Annotated in this window: 13 protein-coding genes; 9 read left to right on the top strand and 4 right to left on the bottom strand. The window is 59.4% G+C overall.

Annotated elements, in window-relative coordinates:
• The 9 genes from EDC23_RS00725 to EDC23_RS00685 all read left to right on the top strand — a co-directional run bounded on the left by EDC23_RS00725 (window position 1) and on the right by EDC23_RS00685 (window position 11627).
• Window positions 1-873, top strand: a complete 873-nt coding sequence (locus EDC23_RS00725; RefSeq protein WP_243830672.1) for an XrtA system polysaccharide deacetylase — start codon at window positions 1-3, stop codon at window positions 871-873.
• Window positions 870-1946: a FemAB family XrtA/PEP-CTERM system-associated protein gene (locus tag EDC23_RS00720; protein WP_243830671.1), complete on the top strand. Its 1077-nt coding sequence runs from the start codon at window positions 870-872 to the stop codon at window positions 1944-1946. Before EDC23_RS00725 ends, EDC23_RS00720 begins: the two co-directional genes overlap by 4 nt.
• 66 nt (window positions 1947-2012) lie before the next feature.
• Window positions 2013-3227, top strand: a complete 1215-nt coding sequence (locus tag EDC23_RS00715) for a TIGR03087 family PEP-CTERM/XrtA system glycosyltransferase (RefSeq protein ID WP_134080359.1) — start codon at window positions 2013-2015, stop codon at window positions 3225-3227.
• Complete coding sequence (xrtA, locus tag EDC23_RS00710) at window positions 3199-4758, top strand: exosortase A (RefSeq protein WP_134080358.1); 1560 nt, start codon at window positions 3199-3201, stop codon at window positions 4756-4758. Before EDC23_RS00715 ends, xrtA begins: the two co-directional genes overlap by 29 nt.
• 28 nt (window positions 4759-4786) lie before the next feature.
• On the top strand, window positions 4787-5917 hold the full coding sequence (locus tag EDC23_RS00705; RefSeq protein WP_134081230.1) for a TIGR03088 family PEP-CTERM/XrtA system glycosyltransferase: 1131 nt from the start codon (window positions 4787-4789) through the stop codon (window positions 5915-5917).
• A gap of 234 nt (window positions 5918-6151) precedes the next feature.
• Entirely contained in the window at window positions 6152-8047 is a 1896-nt protein-coding gene (locus EDC23_RS00700; RefSeq protein ID WP_134080357.1) for an XrtA/PEP-CTERM system amidotransferase, read from the top strand.
• Window positions 8048-8065: 18 nt separating this feature from the next.
• On the top strand, window positions 8066-9406 hold the full coding sequence (locus EDC23_RS00695; protein ID WP_134080356.1) for a phenylacetate--CoA ligase family protein: 1341 nt from the start codon (window positions 8066-8068) through the stop codon (window positions 9404-9406).
• Entirely contained in the window at window positions 9403-10632 is a 1230-nt protein-coding gene (locus EDC23_RS00690; RefSeq protein ID WP_134080355.1) for a glycosyltransferase, read from the top strand. Before EDC23_RS00695 ends, EDC23_RS00690 begins: the two co-directional genes overlap by 4 nt.
• Complete coding sequence (locus EDC23_RS00685) at window positions 10629-11627, top strand: polysaccharide deacetylase family protein (RefSeq protein ID WP_134080354.1); 999 nt, start codon at window positions 10629-10631, stop codon at window positions 11625-11627. The genes EDC23_RS00690 and EDC23_RS00685 overlap by 4 nt, the downstream gene beginning before the upstream one ends.
• Before the next feature lie 424 nt (window positions 11628-12051).
• Here EDC23_RS00685 and EDC23_RS00680 read toward each other — a convergent pair whose 3' ends face one another.
• From EDC23_RS00680 to EDC23_RS00665, 4 genes are all read right to left on the bottom strand, one after another.
• Window positions 12052-12360: a type II toxin-antitoxin system RelE/ParE family toxin gene (locus EDC23_RS00680; RefSeq protein ID WP_134080353.1), complete on the bottom strand. Its 309-nt coding sequence runs from the start codon at window positions 12358-12360 to the stop codon at window positions 12052-12054.
• The gene (locus tag EDC23_RS00675) at window positions 12350-12535 is read right to left on the bottom strand and encodes a hypothetical protein (RefSeq protein WP_134080352.1); all 186 of its coding nucleotides are present in this window, start codon (window positions 12533-12535) and stop codon (window positions 12350-12352) included. Before EDC23_RS00675 ends, EDC23_RS00680 begins: the two co-directional genes overlap by 11 nt.
• Window positions 12536-12830: 295 nt before the next feature.
• On the bottom strand, window positions 12831-14063 hold the full coding sequence (locus EDC23_RS00670) for a glycosyltransferase (RefSeq protein WP_134080351.1): 1233 nt from the start codon (window positions 14061-14063) through the stop codon (window positions 12831-12833).
• Window positions 14060-15376 (bottom strand): nucleotide sugar dehydrogenase, encoded by a 1317-nt coding sequence (locus EDC23_RS00665; protein ID WP_134080350.1) that lies wholly within the window; start codon window positions 15374-15376, stop codon window positions 14060-14062. The genes EDC23_RS00670 and EDC23_RS00665 overlap by 4 nt, the downstream gene beginning before the upstream one ends.
• Window positions 15377-15403: the final 27 nt, after the last annotated feature.

The raw sequence follows: 15403 nt of genomic DNA, 5'->3' as shown, positions 1-15403 counted from the left end.
ATGCTTCAATCTAGTCATGATAACGTAACCTGTAATGCCATGACGGTAGATGTGGAAGATTACTTCCAGGTTTCCGCCTTCGAGCGTCATATTGACCGTGCCGATTGGGAGTCCCTGGCGTGTCGGATTGAGGGTAATATGCAGCGTATCCTGGCGCTGTTTGACAGGCACAAGATCAAGGCGACGTTTTTTGTGCTGGGCTGGATGGCGGAGCGCTATCCTGCAATGATACGCAGTTTGCATGACAATGGTCATGAGGTCGCAAGTCACGGCTATGAGCATGTGCGTGTGGTTAACCAGACCCCCAGGGAATTCCGTGAAGATGTGGAACGTACGCGTATGTTGTTGGAAGATACGATTGGCGCACCGGTGATCGGTTATCGTGCGGCAAGTTATTCAATCGGTCGCAACAATCTATGGGCGCTGGATGAACTTGAAGAGACAGGCCATCTTTACAGTTCCAGTATCTACCCAATCCGGCATGATTCCTATGGTATGCCCGAAGCCCCGCGTTTTGCTTTCCGGCATCGTGATGGTGCCGGCCTGCTGGAAATTCCCGTGACCACGGTGGAGATTGCGGGAAAAAACTACCCCTGTGGAGGCGGCGGTTATTTTCGGCTTCTTCCCTATGCGGTTTCGCGCTGGGCGATTAATCGGGTCAATCAACATGACGGTCAGTCGGCGATTTTCTATTTCCATCCCTGGGAGATCGATCCCCGGCAGCCACGACAGCAGGGTATCGGTATTAAGACAAGGCTGCGACATTACCTGAATCTGTCTCGTATGGAGCCGCGCCTGGCCCGCCTGTTGAAGGATTTTCATTGGGATCGTGTGGACCGGATTTTTCTGGCCCGGGAAGATCGTCCTCAATGAGTACCGTTATGCAAGCCAGCACCTTTGTCGAAACCCGGGCGAAGCCGATTTCAGTACAACAGCTGAACAATGCCCGCATCGCCGAGTGGGATGCGTTTGTGGACGTGAATCCGGCGGCGACGTTTTTTCATCGTGCCGGCTGGCGACGGGTGTTGGAAGAGTCGCTGGGACATCGTGCCTACTATCTCTATGCTGAACGCGAGGGACGCATCGTCGGGGTGCTTCCGCTGGGCCATATCAAAACCTTGCTGTTTGGCAATGCGCTTGTTTCCGTGCCTTTTTGTGTCTATGGCGGTGTCGCGGCCGAAGACGAGGTTATCGAACAGTTGCTGACCGATGCGGCCCGTGAGCTGGCTGAAGAGTTGCAGGTGGATTATCTGGAGCTTCGCTCGCGGACACGGCGTAATCCAGACTGGCCCTGCAAGGATGAGCTTTATGTCACCTTTCGCAAGCCCATTGATCCGGATGTGGAACAGAACATGCTGGCTATCCCACGCAAACAGCGCCGAATGGTCAGACAAGCCATGAAGCGGGACATACAGGGAGAAATTGATCCGAATCTGGATCGGTTTTTTCCGATATACGCGGATAGTGTCAGGCGGCATGGAACGCCGGTTTTTACGCGTCGCTATTTTGAAGCCTTGCACCGGGTTTTTGGCAGGAATTGCCAGGTGCTGACAGTAACCTGTGAAGGTCGCCCGGTTTCCAGCGTGATGAGTTTTTATTTTCGTGATGAGGTGCTGCCCTACTATGGCGGCGGAACCCGGGAGGCGCGTTCGGTGGCCGGTTTTGATTTTCTATACTGGGATCTGATGCGCCGGGCATGCGAGCAAGGCTACCGTATGTTTGATTACGGGCGCAGCAAGGTGGGCACCGGCTCTTTCAGTTTCAAGAAGAACTGGGGTTTCACCCCCGAGCCGCTGTACTATGAATACCACCTGGTACGCGCCAGCCGGATTCCGGACATCAACCCGCTGAATCCCAAGTACCGACTGTTCATCAATGCATGGAAGCACCTGCCGCTGCCGGTGGCCAACCTGTTGGGCCCGATGATATCGCGGGGACTGGGTTAAGAGCTGTGCCTGTCAAGCCAAAACAATTGTCACACGTGTCGCGGGCAGGGTGGTAACACGCCGCCTATGAAGGACCTTCTGTTTCTCGCCCACCGGATCCCGTATCCCCCGAACAAGGGAGACAAGATCCGCTCGTTCAACATGCTCAAGCATCTGTCCACACAGTTTCGGGTGCATCTGGGGTGCTTTGTCGATGATCCGCGGGACTGGCAATACCAGAAGGATGTCGCGGCCTATTGCGAAAGCCTCTGTTTGCTGCCGCTGCACCCGGGGCGGGCCAGGGTTAAAAGCCTGACAGGCTTGCTCGGGTCGCAGCCGCTCACCCTGCCCTATTACCGTAACCGACGCATGCAACAATGGGTAAATACCACGCTGGCGCGGGGCGTGGATCGGGCGCTGGTGTTCTCGGCGGCGATGACCCAATACCTGCCCGCCAATCTGCAACAGTTGCATACGGTGATCGACTTTTGTGATGTGGATTCCGACAAGTGGCGCCAGTATGCAACAGGTCATCGTTTTCCCATGAACTGGATCTACGCGCGCGAGGCGCGTACCTTGCTGGCTTTTGAACGCCGCCAGGCGGCGGCCAGCGATGCGGCGGTATTTGTCACCGAACAGGAGGCCAGGCTGTTTCGTGAGCTGGCCCCGGAGTCCGCTGCCCGGGTGCATGCGATCGATAACGGCGTGGATACCCGGTACTTTTCCCCTGAACAGGTTTATCCCAACCCGTACCCCGCCACAGGTACACGACTGGTGTTCGTCGGGGCCATGGATTACTGGGCCAATGTCGATGCAGTAGTCTGGTTTGCCAACCAGGTGTTTCCCGCCGTGCGGGCCGCGCAGGCGGATGCCGAGTTTGTCATCGTCGGTGCCCGGCCCACGCCGGAGGTGACCCGGCTTGCCCGTCTGGATGGCGTGGTGGTGACCGGCGCTGTCCCCGATGTGCGTCCCTATCTGGCGCATGCGAATCTTGCGGTGGCGCCACTGCGTATTGCCCGGGGTGTGCAAAATAAGGTCCTGGAAGCGATGGCCATGGGTTGCCCGGTGGTGGCGACCCCGCAAGCACTGGATGGTCTTCGGGACTGCCCGCAACTGAACTGGCGGGTGGCCGAGCAGGCTGATGATTTGTCGAATCTTTGTCTGGCGGTGTTGAAGGGTGAGGACAGGGACGGACAGGGCGCCCGTGGGCGTGATTGCGTGCTGAGTCATTACAGTTGGTCGGAGCATATGGCGCGTCTGATCGGATTGCTGAATGAAAGGGTTCAAAATGAACCCGCCTGAAGCGCGTTCGGGATTTCTTTCGGCGCTGGAATACAGCTGGCGCACGGCACTGGCCTTGCTGGTCATATTCTGGGTATTGAGCCTGTTGTTGCTCTGGCCCTCGGTGCAGAGCATCAGCCATATCTGGTTCAATTCCGAAACCTATGCCCACGGGATGATCATTCTGCCCCTGGCATTGTTTCTGGTCTGGACCCGTCGCGAGGCGCTGGCCCAGGTGATGCCGCAGCCCACCGCCTGGGGCCTGGTGGTGCTGGCGGCGGCGGGAGTGGCCTGGATGCTGGCACGCAGTGTGGATGTCGAGCTGGTACAACACTTTGCCCTGGTCGCCATGTTGCCGGGGCTGGTGATTACCCTGCTGGGCTGGCAGGTCGCCCGCCTGCTGATCTTCCCGCTCGCCTACCTGTTTTTTGCCGTGCCGTTTGGCGATTTCATTGTGCCCGTGCTGCAGGACTTCACCGCCTGGTTTACCGTGCTGCTGCTCAAACTTACGGGGCTGCCGGTTTACAAGGAAGGCTACTACATCAGTATTCCTGCGGGCGATTTTGTCGTCGCGGAAGTGTGCAGCGGAGTCCGTTATCTGATTGCCAGCATCGCCCTGGGACTGATCTATGCCTATATCAGTTACCGCAGCCTGTGGCGGCGTCTGGCGCTGGTGGCACTGGCGATCCTGTTGCCAATTCTTGCCAATGGCATTCGCGCCTACGGCATTATCATGATCGCCCACTGGACCGATATGCAGCATGCGGTCGGCGTGGATCATCTGATCTATGGCTGGGTGTTCTTCGGTTTTGTCATGCTGCTGTTGTTCTGGCTGGGTTCGCTATGGCGCGAGAAAACACCGCTCGAGGCGTCCGGGACAAATCCGTTACCGGTTGCCCGGCAATTCACTCCGCGCTACATGGTCCCCTTGCTGCTGGTGCTGGGGATTGTTCTGGCCGCGCCCCGGGCGGGTGAGCTGTGGTTGCAACAACAGGCGCAGCAGGTGGTGGTGGCACAGGCCCCCGCATTACCGGCAAACATCCACGGCTGGTCCGGTCCGCAGCAGGCTGTGATGCCCTGGCAACCGCAGTATTTCGATGCCGATGCGGAACTGGCCGGTATCTATACTGCGGCCAATACGAGTGTGGAGCTGCACCTGTTGCAGTATCTGAACCACGGCGAGGGCAGCGAGATCGTCTCCTGGCGAAACCGGATCTACGATGGCGAGCGCTGGCGCCGTTCCGCCCAGTTAACCCGGCAGGTGAGGTTGTCACAGGGAGTGAACCTGAACGTGTGGGAGACGATCCTGCGCGGGCCAGGCGATACCCGGCGCGTGGTCTGGCACTGGTACCAGACGGGCGATCACGAAACCATCCGGGGCGTGGAGGTGAAACTGCGCGAAGTGCTGGCGGTACTGGCCGGCGATGGTCGCGGCGCGTTTGTGGTGGCGGTCAGCATGGAAGACAGCGGTTCACTGGAACAGGTGCGTGGTCAGATGGCGCGATTTGTTCGGGCGCTGCCGCGTCCACTGGGATACCGCCTTGATGAGTAAAAGGGAAACCCGGGGTGCGGCGCCGTTGGTGGCGCACGTGATTCATCGCCTGGATGTCGGGGGGATGGAAAACGGGCTGGTGAACCTGATTAACCGGATGCCGGCGGACACCTACCGGCATGCGATTATCTGCATGACGGACTATACCGACTTCAGCCAGCGACTCCGGCGTGACGATGTCACGCTGTATAGCCTGCATAAACGGGAAGGCAAAGATATCGGTGTCCATCTTCGACTGCACCGCTTGCTGCGCAAACTGCAGCCGGACATCGTGCATACCCGCAACCTGGCAACGCTTGAAGCACAGCTTACCGCCATGCTGTCGGGTGTGCGTGCGCGCGTACACGGTGAGCATGGCTGGAACGTGGGTGACCTCGATGGTTCCTCCGGCAAAAACCGCCGGCTGCGACGGCTGGTACGACCGCTGGTCGGCCAGTACATCGCGCTTTCGCAACAGCAGATCGGTTATCTCAACCAGGCCGTGGGCGTCACCCCCGCGCAGCTGAACCACGTTTGCAATGGCGTGGATACCGACTGCTTCCGTCCGCGCAGGGCAGGAGAATTTCAACCATTACCGGATGATTTTGCATCAGCGGACAGCCTGATCATTGGCTCGGTGATGCGCATGCAGGCGGTCAAGGCGCCGCTGGATCTGTTAGCGGCCTTTGGCCAATTGCGTCAGCGCTTGCCGGAACAGTTCGCCCGCCTGCGCCTGGTGATGGTGGGTGACGGCCCCTTGCTGGAGACGGTTGCGCAACAGGTCAGAGAAGCCGGATTGGCGGATCAGGTCTGGTTGCCCGGTGCCCGGGATGACATTCCGGCACTGATGCGCGCCATGGATCTGTTTGTCCTGCCCTCGCTGGCCGAGGGAATTTGCAATACGGTACTCGAGGCCATGGCATCGGGTCTGCCGGTGATTGCCACCCATGTCGGCGGTAACCCGGATCTGGTAACGCCGGGTGAAACCGGCAGCCTGGTCCCGGCCGGCGAGGTGGACGTGCTGGCGGAGACGCTGGCGGCGTATCTGAACGATACCGCGCGACGGGCGTACGAGGGGCGTACCGCGCGCGCCCATGCGGAAGAACAATTCAGCCTGGCGGCTATGGTGCAGGGCTATATGGCTGTCTATGCAAAGGTCCTGGCCAGGCAGCGGGGCTAAAGAAGCGTTTCGAATGCCCGATCACTTTGCTCAAAAGATTGCTTCGCGAAGTTTATGCCCCGCAGGGGTACTCGCAATGACCACAAATAGAGATGTCATTGCGAGGAACAACGTGACGAAGCAATCTCGCTGGACTGGCATTCGAAACACTTATTTTGGCGCACGCGGCTCAGGTAGAATGCCGAGTGGCCTGACACACGATAACCCAATAAAAACAGCAGGACTGCAACTGACATGTGCGGGATTACCGGAATATTCGATCTGAACGGACGGCGTGAGTTTAATCGGGGTCTGTTAGAGGCGATGAACCAGACCCAGTTTCATCGCGGTCCCGATGAAGGGGGCATACATCTGGAACCGGGCGTGGGCCTGGCGCACCGCCGGCTGTCGATTATCGATCTCTCCGGTGGCCGGCAGCCGTTGTTCAATGAAGATGAGACCGTGGTCGTCACCTACAATGGTGAGATTTACAACTTTCCCGAGTTGACCGGGGAACTGAAACAGGCCGGTCATACCTTTCGCACACACTGCGATACCGAAGTGATCGTGCATGCCTGGGAACAATGGGGCGAGGCCTGTGTTGAACGCTTTCGCGGCATGTTTGCCTTTGCGGTCTGGGATCGCAATCGCGAGACATTGTTCCTGGCCCGCGACCGGCTGGGTATCAAGCCGCTTTATTACGGTCAATTGCCCGACGGCCATCTGATCTTTGCTTCGGAACTCAAGGCGCTGATGGCGCATCCGGATCTGCCGCGCAGCATCGATCCCTATGCGGTGGAAGATTACTTTGCCTACGGGTATGTGCCCGAGCCGCGCAGTATTTTCAAGGCCGTACACAAGCTTTCCCCCGGTCACACCCTGACGATCAAACGCGGTCAGGCGGCGCTGCCGTCGCCGCGTCAGTACTGGGATGTACCCTTTGCGTCGGTCGGCAATCCCAGTGAGGCCGATGCCGCGCAGGAGCTGACGGAACGTTTGCGCGAGGCGGTGCGGATTCGACTGGAAGCGGAAGTGCCGCTGGGCTCGTTTCTCTCCGGCGGAGTGGACTCCAGTGCCGTGGTCGCGATGATGGCCGGCCTGTCCGATGATCCGGTGCAGACCTGTTCCATCGGGTTTGAGGACAAGGCCTTTGACGAGTCCGATTACGCCGCGCAGATCGCCCGGCGCTATCACACCGACCACTATATGGAACAGGTCGATCCCGATGACTTCGATTTACTGGACAGGCTGGGGCAGCTCTATGATGAACCCTACGCCGACAGTTCGGCGTTGCCGACCTACCGGGTTTGCGAACTGGCCCGGCGCAAGGTGGTGGTGGCGCTGTCCGGTGATGGCGGCGACGAAAACCTGGCCGGCTATCGCCGCTACCGGCATCACCTGGCCGAAGAACGCCTGCGCGGTATGTTGCCGTCGGGACTGCGCCGTCCCCTGTTCGGCGCGCTTGCACGGCTGTATCCGAAGGCGGACTGGGCGCCGCGCATGTTTCGCGCCAAAGCGACGTTTCAGGCGCTGGCGCGCGACGCGGTGCAGGGTTACTTTCAGGGCGTGTCCATTTTACGCGATGAGTTGCGGGGGCAGCTGTTCTCGCCCGATTTTCGCCGCGAGTTGCAGGGCTACGATGCGGTAGAGGTGTTACGCCGCCATGCGCAAAATGCGCCGACCGATCACCCCCTGTCGCTGGTCCAGTATCTGGATATGAAAACCTACTTGCCCGGCGACATCCTCACCAAGGTGGACCGGGCCAGCATGGCGCACTCCCTGGAAGTGCGCGTCCCCATCCTGGATCATAAACTGGTGGAATGGATCTCCGGTCTTTCCCCGCAACTCAAATTACAGGGCACCGAAGGCAAGTACATTTTCAAAAAAGCCATGGAGCCTTATCTGCCCGAGGATGTGCTGTATCGCAAAAAGCGCGGTTTCGCCGTGCCGGTCGCCCAGTGGTTCCGGGGCCCGTTGCGTGAACGCATGCGTGAACAGGTGCTGGGAGAGACCATGGCCGATACGGGGCTGTTTGATATGGATTACCTGGCCACGCTGGTGGCACAACATGAAAGCGGCGCCCGGGATCACAGTCCGGCCCTGTGGGCGCTGATGATGTTCGATGGGTTCATGCAACGTATGCAGTCGTGACAACAGAGCAATACGCGGATGAGTTTTAACGAACAACTGGCTCGCCAGCTGGTGTTACCGCTCCACGAACGTTTGCGCGGGCGCAGCACCATGGCGCAATGGCGTCGACTGCGGCGCAATGATCGCCTCGATCCGCAGGCGTTTGAATCGCTGCGCCTGGCCAAACTGCAACGCCTGCTGACGCACTGTATGGCATCAGTACCTTATTATCAGACGCGCTTTCGCGAGCTGGGGAACACCCATTTCGATGATCTCGACTTCGCCGATCTCACCCGCCTGCCGGTGCTGGAACGTGAAACACTCAGGACACAGGGCGATGAGCTCATCGCCCGGGGCTGGAAAGATCGCCTGATTCAGTACAGCACCGGCGGTTCGACCGGCCAACCGCTGGTGTTCTACACCGACAAGCATCGCGAAGCCTGTCTCAATGCACAGAAGCTGCGGGCCCGCTCCTGGTTCGGCGTCCATCCCGGCGATCGGCAGGTGGATTTCTGGGGCTCGCCCATCGAGATGTCGCGCCAGACGCGATTGCGCAAGTTCAAGGATCGCTGGCTCTTGAATCAGGTGGTCCTCTCCGCCTCGAATCTGACGGACGAGCGTATCGCCGGCTATGTCGCGTTTTTAAAACAATTCCGGCCGCGGCTGATCTACGGCTATCCCACGGTCATCTATCGGGTCGCGGATTATGTGGTGCAGCACCCCGGCAGTCTCGGCGATTATCGCCCGCGCCTGATCGTCTGCACTTCCGAGATGCTGCTGCCCCACATGCGTGAGTGTATCGTCGAAACGTTTCAGTGCCCCGTGAGTAACGAGTACGGCGCGCGTGATGGGGGCATGATCGCCTATGAATGCCCCGAGGGCCATCTGCATATTCTGGGTGAACAGGTCATTGTCGAAGTGGATCAGCCCGACGCCGACGGGATCGGCGATTTGCTGATCACCAACCTGGACGGTTATGGCATGCCGTTCATCCGTTATCGTATCGGCGATCGGGGCGCACTGGAGCCCGCACCCTGTGCCTGCGGCTTGCCGTTGCCGCGCCTGCGACAGTTGCAGGGGCGGGCCAATGATTTTCTGGTCGGTCGCAATGGTCGTCTGATCCACAGCTCCACGGCCAATTATATTTTGCGCGAGATTCCGGCACTGAAGCAGTACCAGCTTCGTCAGCGCACCGATCACGGTTTTGATCTTTATCTTGTGCCCTCCCGGGAACTGACCGAAGCGGAGCGTGAACGCATTCGACAGGGACTGGCCGGGATGCTGGATGAAGCCATTCAGGTCAGTTTTCATGTCACAGACCGCATTGCAGCGGAGAAATCCGGTAAATACCGCTGGGTGATCAGCGAGGCACGCGCATGAGTGAAGAACAAAACCGCCCCGCGCTGGTTGTCTTCAGCCATGTGTTTCCCAATCCGGCGCAGAAAACCTTCGGGTTGTTCATACGCGAGCGCATGTTCCGGGTCGGTGCCGACAGACCGATTACCGTGGTGGCGCCCGTGCCGTGGTTTCCCGGCCAGGGTCTGTTGCGACGATTACGCCCGGGCTACCGACCGGCGGTGCCCTATCATGAAGTTCAGCAGGGTATCGATGTCTATCATCCGCGTTTTCTGTCCATTCCGCGATTTTTAAAATTTACCGACGGCCTGTTCGAGGCGCTGTTCAGTCTGCCGCTGTTGCTGAAACTCAGGCGCAAGGGACGGCTGGATATTCTCGATGCGCATTTCATTCATCCGGACGGCATCGCTGCCTGGCTGCTCGGCAAGTGGTTGCGCGTACCCTATACCATCACCCTGCGCGGCGCCCTGCCGCGCATCGCCCGAACACGCCTGCGCCGCTGGCTGGCGATCCGCGCCATGCGCTCGGCCGCCCGGGTCTTTGCCGTGTCGGACTCCCTGCGCCAGCTTGCCATTTCACTCGGCATAGGTGCCGATCATGTGCAGGTCGTCTCCAACGGTATCAACCTGGATCTGTTTCAGCCCGAAAACAAATTGCAGTGTCGTCAGGAACTGGGTATCGATCCGCAAGCGAAAGTGCTGTTGACCGTGGGCACGCTGACCGAAAACAAGGGATTCCACCGGGTGATGGAACAGCTCCCCGAGCTCCTCGAACGCTTCCCGAATCTGATCTATCTGATTGTGGGCGGGGAACATCCCAACGGCGATGAGCAACGTCTGCGCCGGATCGCCGGGGAGATCGGGGTGGCGGATCGGGTTAACTTCATGGGCGTTCACCCGCCCGAACGCTTGCGTTATTTTTATTCCGCCGCCGATCTGTACGTGATGCCCTCACGTACCGAAGGCTGGGCCAACGTGTTTCTCGAAGCCGCCGCCTGCGGCCTGCCGGCAGTGGCCACGCGGGTGGGCGGCAATGCCGAGGTGATCAGCGTACCGCAGGTGGGGACGCTGGTCCCGTACGGGGATGGCGAGGCGCTGCGCAACGCGATCGCGGAGGGACTGGAAAAGCAATGGGCCACCGGGACGATCATCGCGCATGCCCGCGACAACGCCTGGGAAAAACGCATCGGCCAACTGTTGCAGGCATTCGATACGATCCATGCCGGTAATCAACCCCGGGAGAGAGGATGATCGACCGCGCACTGCAAACCGGCGTATTACGCCCGCTGGCCGGCATGCTGTCGCCGGCCGGCTCACGCGCGCGGTTGTCGATTTTGATCTATCACCGGGTTCTGCCCCGCCCCGATCCCATGTTGCCCGGCGATCCGGATGCGGCGACCTTTCGCTGGCAAATGCAGACCGTCGCCCGACTTTTTAATGTCTTGCCGTTGTCCGAGGCGGTGGAACGTCTGGCCAGTGGCACACTGCCGCCCAGAGCCGCCTGTATCACCTTCGATGACGGCTATGCGGATAACGTGGAAGTCGCCCTGCCGATTTTGCAATCGCAGGATCTGCATGCCACGTTTTTTATTGCCGCCGGCTTCCTGGACGGGGGAATGATGTTCAACGATCGGGTGATCGAAACCCTGCGACATCTTTCCGCAGAAGCGCTGGACTTCGATAGTACGGGACTGGCACCGGGACTGGGGCGCCGGCCCATCACCACCCCGGCCGAACGCGTTGCGGCGGCAATGGCGTTGATTGGCCGGATCAAACATCTGGACATGCCCCGGCGCGATGAAAAGGTTCAGGCGTTGATGGCGCTGAGTCAGGCGCCGTTACCGGATAACCTGATGCTGAGTACAGCGCAATTGCGAGCACTGGCGGATTCCGGGATGGGGATCGGCGGACACACGCTGAACCATCCGATCCTGAGCCGCACGCCCGATGCACAGGCCCGGGAGGAGATCGGCGGCGGTCGCGAGACCCTGGAAGCGATTTTAAATCAGCCGGTGCGCCTGTTCGCCTACCCCAACGGCAAACCGGATCAGGATTATGACGCGCGCCATACGGCCATGGTGCGCGACGGCGGTTTCAAGGCTGCAGTCTCCACAGCCTGGGGCGTCTCCACCCGCCAGCACGATCCGTTTCAACTGGCCCGCTTCACCCCCTGGGACTCCACCCCGCTACGCTTCGCTGCGCGGCTGGTACGTAATATGACGCAGACCCGACCGAAAACCGCGTAAGCGCTGTCAGCTAGCAGGTAGTGTTCATCGGGGATTAACCTCTCACCACGAAAAGCAAAAGGTAAGACCTGACACTGATTTTTTTACTTTCATTGAATGAAGTCTGTGTTTTGTATAATCAATGAAATGAGCATATTTCCAACGATAAATATTACAACACCAACACCTAGCCACATAATGTTTGGAATTCCGGGGACAGTATACTCATTTATAAAATCTCTTCATCTCAGGTGATGAAATAGGTCGGGTTGAAGCTCTCACCGCGAAAAGGCAAAAGGCAAGACCTGATCCTCTTATCATGCATGACCGGGTGCAATGCCAGGTAGAGTAAATAGATGAAGAGCATGAGAGGGCGTGTTGTTGTTATTGATAGTGATTTGTGGGGAGGGACAGGTGATGTGCGATCTGCAAATAATCGAGATATTTACTCCTGTTCCCAAGGCCGATTCTCCTGACCGGTGACACTACGGCTACCGTGCATAACGGCGAGGATGAGGACCCGCTCGGCTTCCAGTCGATACATGACGCGATAACCTTGTACGATGACTTCCCGTAACGTCGGGTCCTCAGCTTCGGGAATCAGGCGGCCGCTTTCGGGAAAGTCCCGTAGACGTCGAGTGGCCAGCACCACCTTTTCAGCGAAGCGCCGGGCATAATATGCCGAGTCCCGACTGATGTAACGGACGAGATCATCAAGATCGTCGCTCGCAAAATCGGACCATTCAACGCGCATCGTTCAGGTAGCGCTTTTCCATCTCTTCCTGCGAGGTTATCTTGCCTTCTTCCGCGGCCTGGAGCGAGCGCTCGAGTTTCTGACGCAGATAGATAGCATGCATGGCATCTTCAAAGGTAGCCTCCTCGGGGAGGTGGTCGGCGATATCGTGAACAATTTGCTTGATAGTTTGCATGCGGATTTCTCCTGGTGGCCGTGTTGACGCCCTGTCTCCCGCAAGGTGGCCCGGGACCTTACGGCGAGGATAAGTTATTGAATTGATCCAAGATTACCACAATAAGTCGTTGGCAGGAGCCAAAATACCGGTAACAGTATAGCGACTTTTCGACCGGAATTTCGCCCCCTCAAGGAGACATCGTTGCCCGCCACGGCGCACCAATACAGCACCGTCACGGACGCCATCGGCAACCGCAAGCGCAGCTACCGCGACGTGCGCGAGCTGATCGTCGGTGTGGTTGAGGAGGGCGGCATCAACACCGAGTACGACTATGCTTATTACCATCAAGCGTATCCCGGCAGATACCCTCGAAACAGTCCGCCACCGCCTGCGAAGAGAAATGCGCTTCCACGTAGTCCCGCGCCTGACGCGAGAGTCGGTTGCGCAGTGAGTGGTCCTCGAGCAGGCGCACCAGTGCTTTGGCAAAGTCGGCGGCGCTGTCGGCCAGCAGGTAATGTTCCTCGGGGGTGAGTGGCAGGCCTTCCACGCCGAGTCCGGTGGAGACCACGGGCAGTCCCATGGCCATCGCCTCGAAGGCCTTGATGCGGGTGCCGCCGCCGACCCGCAGCGGAATGATGTAGGCGGCGGCGCCCTGCACAGGCTGGCGAATGTCATCCACGAAGCCGGTGAATTCAAACGGCAGGTTCCGGCGACGGGCACGTTCCACCAGCGAGGGCGCCGGGTTGCGCCCGACGATGGTGACCCGGGCATGCGGTCGGCGCGCGACGACCTGCGGCCAGACCTGTTCCATAAAAAACTCGATGCCGTCGATGTTGGCCTGCCAGTCCATGGCGCCGGTAAACACGAGATGCTCCTCGTCGCCGGGGGCGGCGTAGGGAAAGTAATCCAGATCCACGCCGGTGGGAATGGTCCGTACCTGGTGGTTACCCGGGATCGCCGAAAAATTCTCTGCGTCGCGCTCGGAGACTGCGACCACCGTGTCGAAACGGCGCACGCTGGCGGCTTCATAGTGCTGCATCTTGCGAAACTGTTGTTGCCAGATGGCCCGTTTGATCGGGTTGCTGGCCACCTCGGCATGGCGGCGAAAGATCTCCGCCTCCACGTTGTGGGTGAACAGGATTGACGGGCGATCCAGTTTTTCGGGCGCCAGGACCCTGGCATGCAGGAAGTCGAACACCACCACATCCGCCTCGTTGGCGAGAGCCTGTTGTACGGTATGTGCCCCGGCCGGTGAATAATCGCTGATTACCGGGATCGGCAGCAGTGAGAACAGGTGACGAAAACGGGTCAGATCTTTCAGGGGGCCCTGTGCTATCTCGGGCCAGTCGATGAAGCGATCACAAATGCCTGCCAGTTCATCCCGATAGCGGTTCACCGCCTTACTGCTTGCCGGGGAGGCCAGCACGATCTCGAAGCGTCCGCCCTTCATGCCACGCAGGATCTGGGTGGTGCGAATCTTCCCGCCCTGATCCGCGGGAAATAAAAAGCGCGGCGAGACGAACAGCAGGCGAGGTCGGGGTGTCACCAGCAAATGCCCCGATACGCCGCCTTGAGTCGATCCCGCCCGGGCATGCCGACCAGATCCAGCACCACCTGCGCTTCACCGGCTTCGGCGATGACCTGTTCCACCAGATGCGCATCGCTGAGTCCGACCATGACGATGTCGGACTCCCGGATCAGTTCGGCACAGTCGTCGATTAACAGCCGTCCGATATGCGGCAGCTTTTCTTCGATATAACGGCGGTTGGCGCCGATCAGCCGCGACAGTTGCACATTCGGATCGTGGATGCGCAGATCGATGCCTTTGCCGATCAACTGCTCGGCCAGGGTCACCAGCGGACTTTCACGCAGATCGTCGGTGCCGCTCTTGAAACTCAGGCCGATCATTCCCACGCGGCGTTTTTCGCTGCGCAGAATGAACTGCAGCGCATGGTCGATCTGCTGCTGGTTACTGGGAATGACTCCGGTCAGCATCGGCACCTCGGCATCCTGCTCCTTGGCGATATACAGCAGGGCGCGCAGATCCTTGGGCAGGCAGGAGCCGCCGAAGGCAAAGCCGGGGCGCAGATAGGCCGGCGAGATGTTGAGCTGCCGGTCCTGGGTGACCAGGCGCATCACCTCGCGGGAGTCGACGCCGAGGGTCTGGGATACACGGCCGATCTCATTGGCAAACACAATCTTCACTGCATGAAAGGCGTTGCAGGCGTACTTGAGCATCTCGGCGGTACTGATGTCGGTGCCGATAAATTCGCAGGGCAGGTGTTCGAACAGCGGTTTGATGCAGTCCAGCGTGCGGTTGCAATCGCCGCCGACAACGGTGAACGGCGGGTTGTCATAATCCCTGATCGAGGTGCCTTCACGCAGGAACTCGGGCTGAAAAGCCAGTCCAAAGCCTTCACCCAGTTTTTTGCCGGAATGCGCCTCCAGCACCGGGCGTACCCGGCTCATGACCGTGCCGGGGCGCACCGTGGAGCGGATCACCACCACGTGATAGTGATCGTGGCCGGCCAGGGCCGCGCCGATCTGGGCGGCTACATGTTCGATGGCTTTGAGATCCTGACTGCCGTTGGGTTGCGAGGGGGTGCCCACGCAAACAAAGGAGAGTGTGCTGCCGCCGATCGATTCGTCCGCGTTGTCGGTGACCGTCAGGCGTCCCTGTTCCACGACCTCGCGGGTCAGTTCCTGGATGCCCTCTTCCACGATCGGGGACTGGCCCTGACGCAGCAGTTCCAGTTTGGTCGGATCCACATCCACGCCGATCACGTTATGCCCGTCCCGGGCCAGGCAGGCGGCGGAGACGGCGCCCACGTAACCCATGCCAAAAATGGAAATATTCATTCAGCGTCCTTCTGTTTGGATCGTCCT

Source organism: Thiohalophilus thiocyanatoxydans, assembly GCF_004366735.1.
Taxonomy (GTDB): domain Bacteria; phylum Pseudomonadota; class Gammaproteobacteria; order UBA6429; family Thiohalophilaceae; genus Thiohalophilus; species Thiohalophilus thiocyanatoxydans.
The sequence above is the reverse complement of the archived record's forward strand: the minus strand, read 5'-3'. Positions and strand labels throughout refer to the sequence as shown.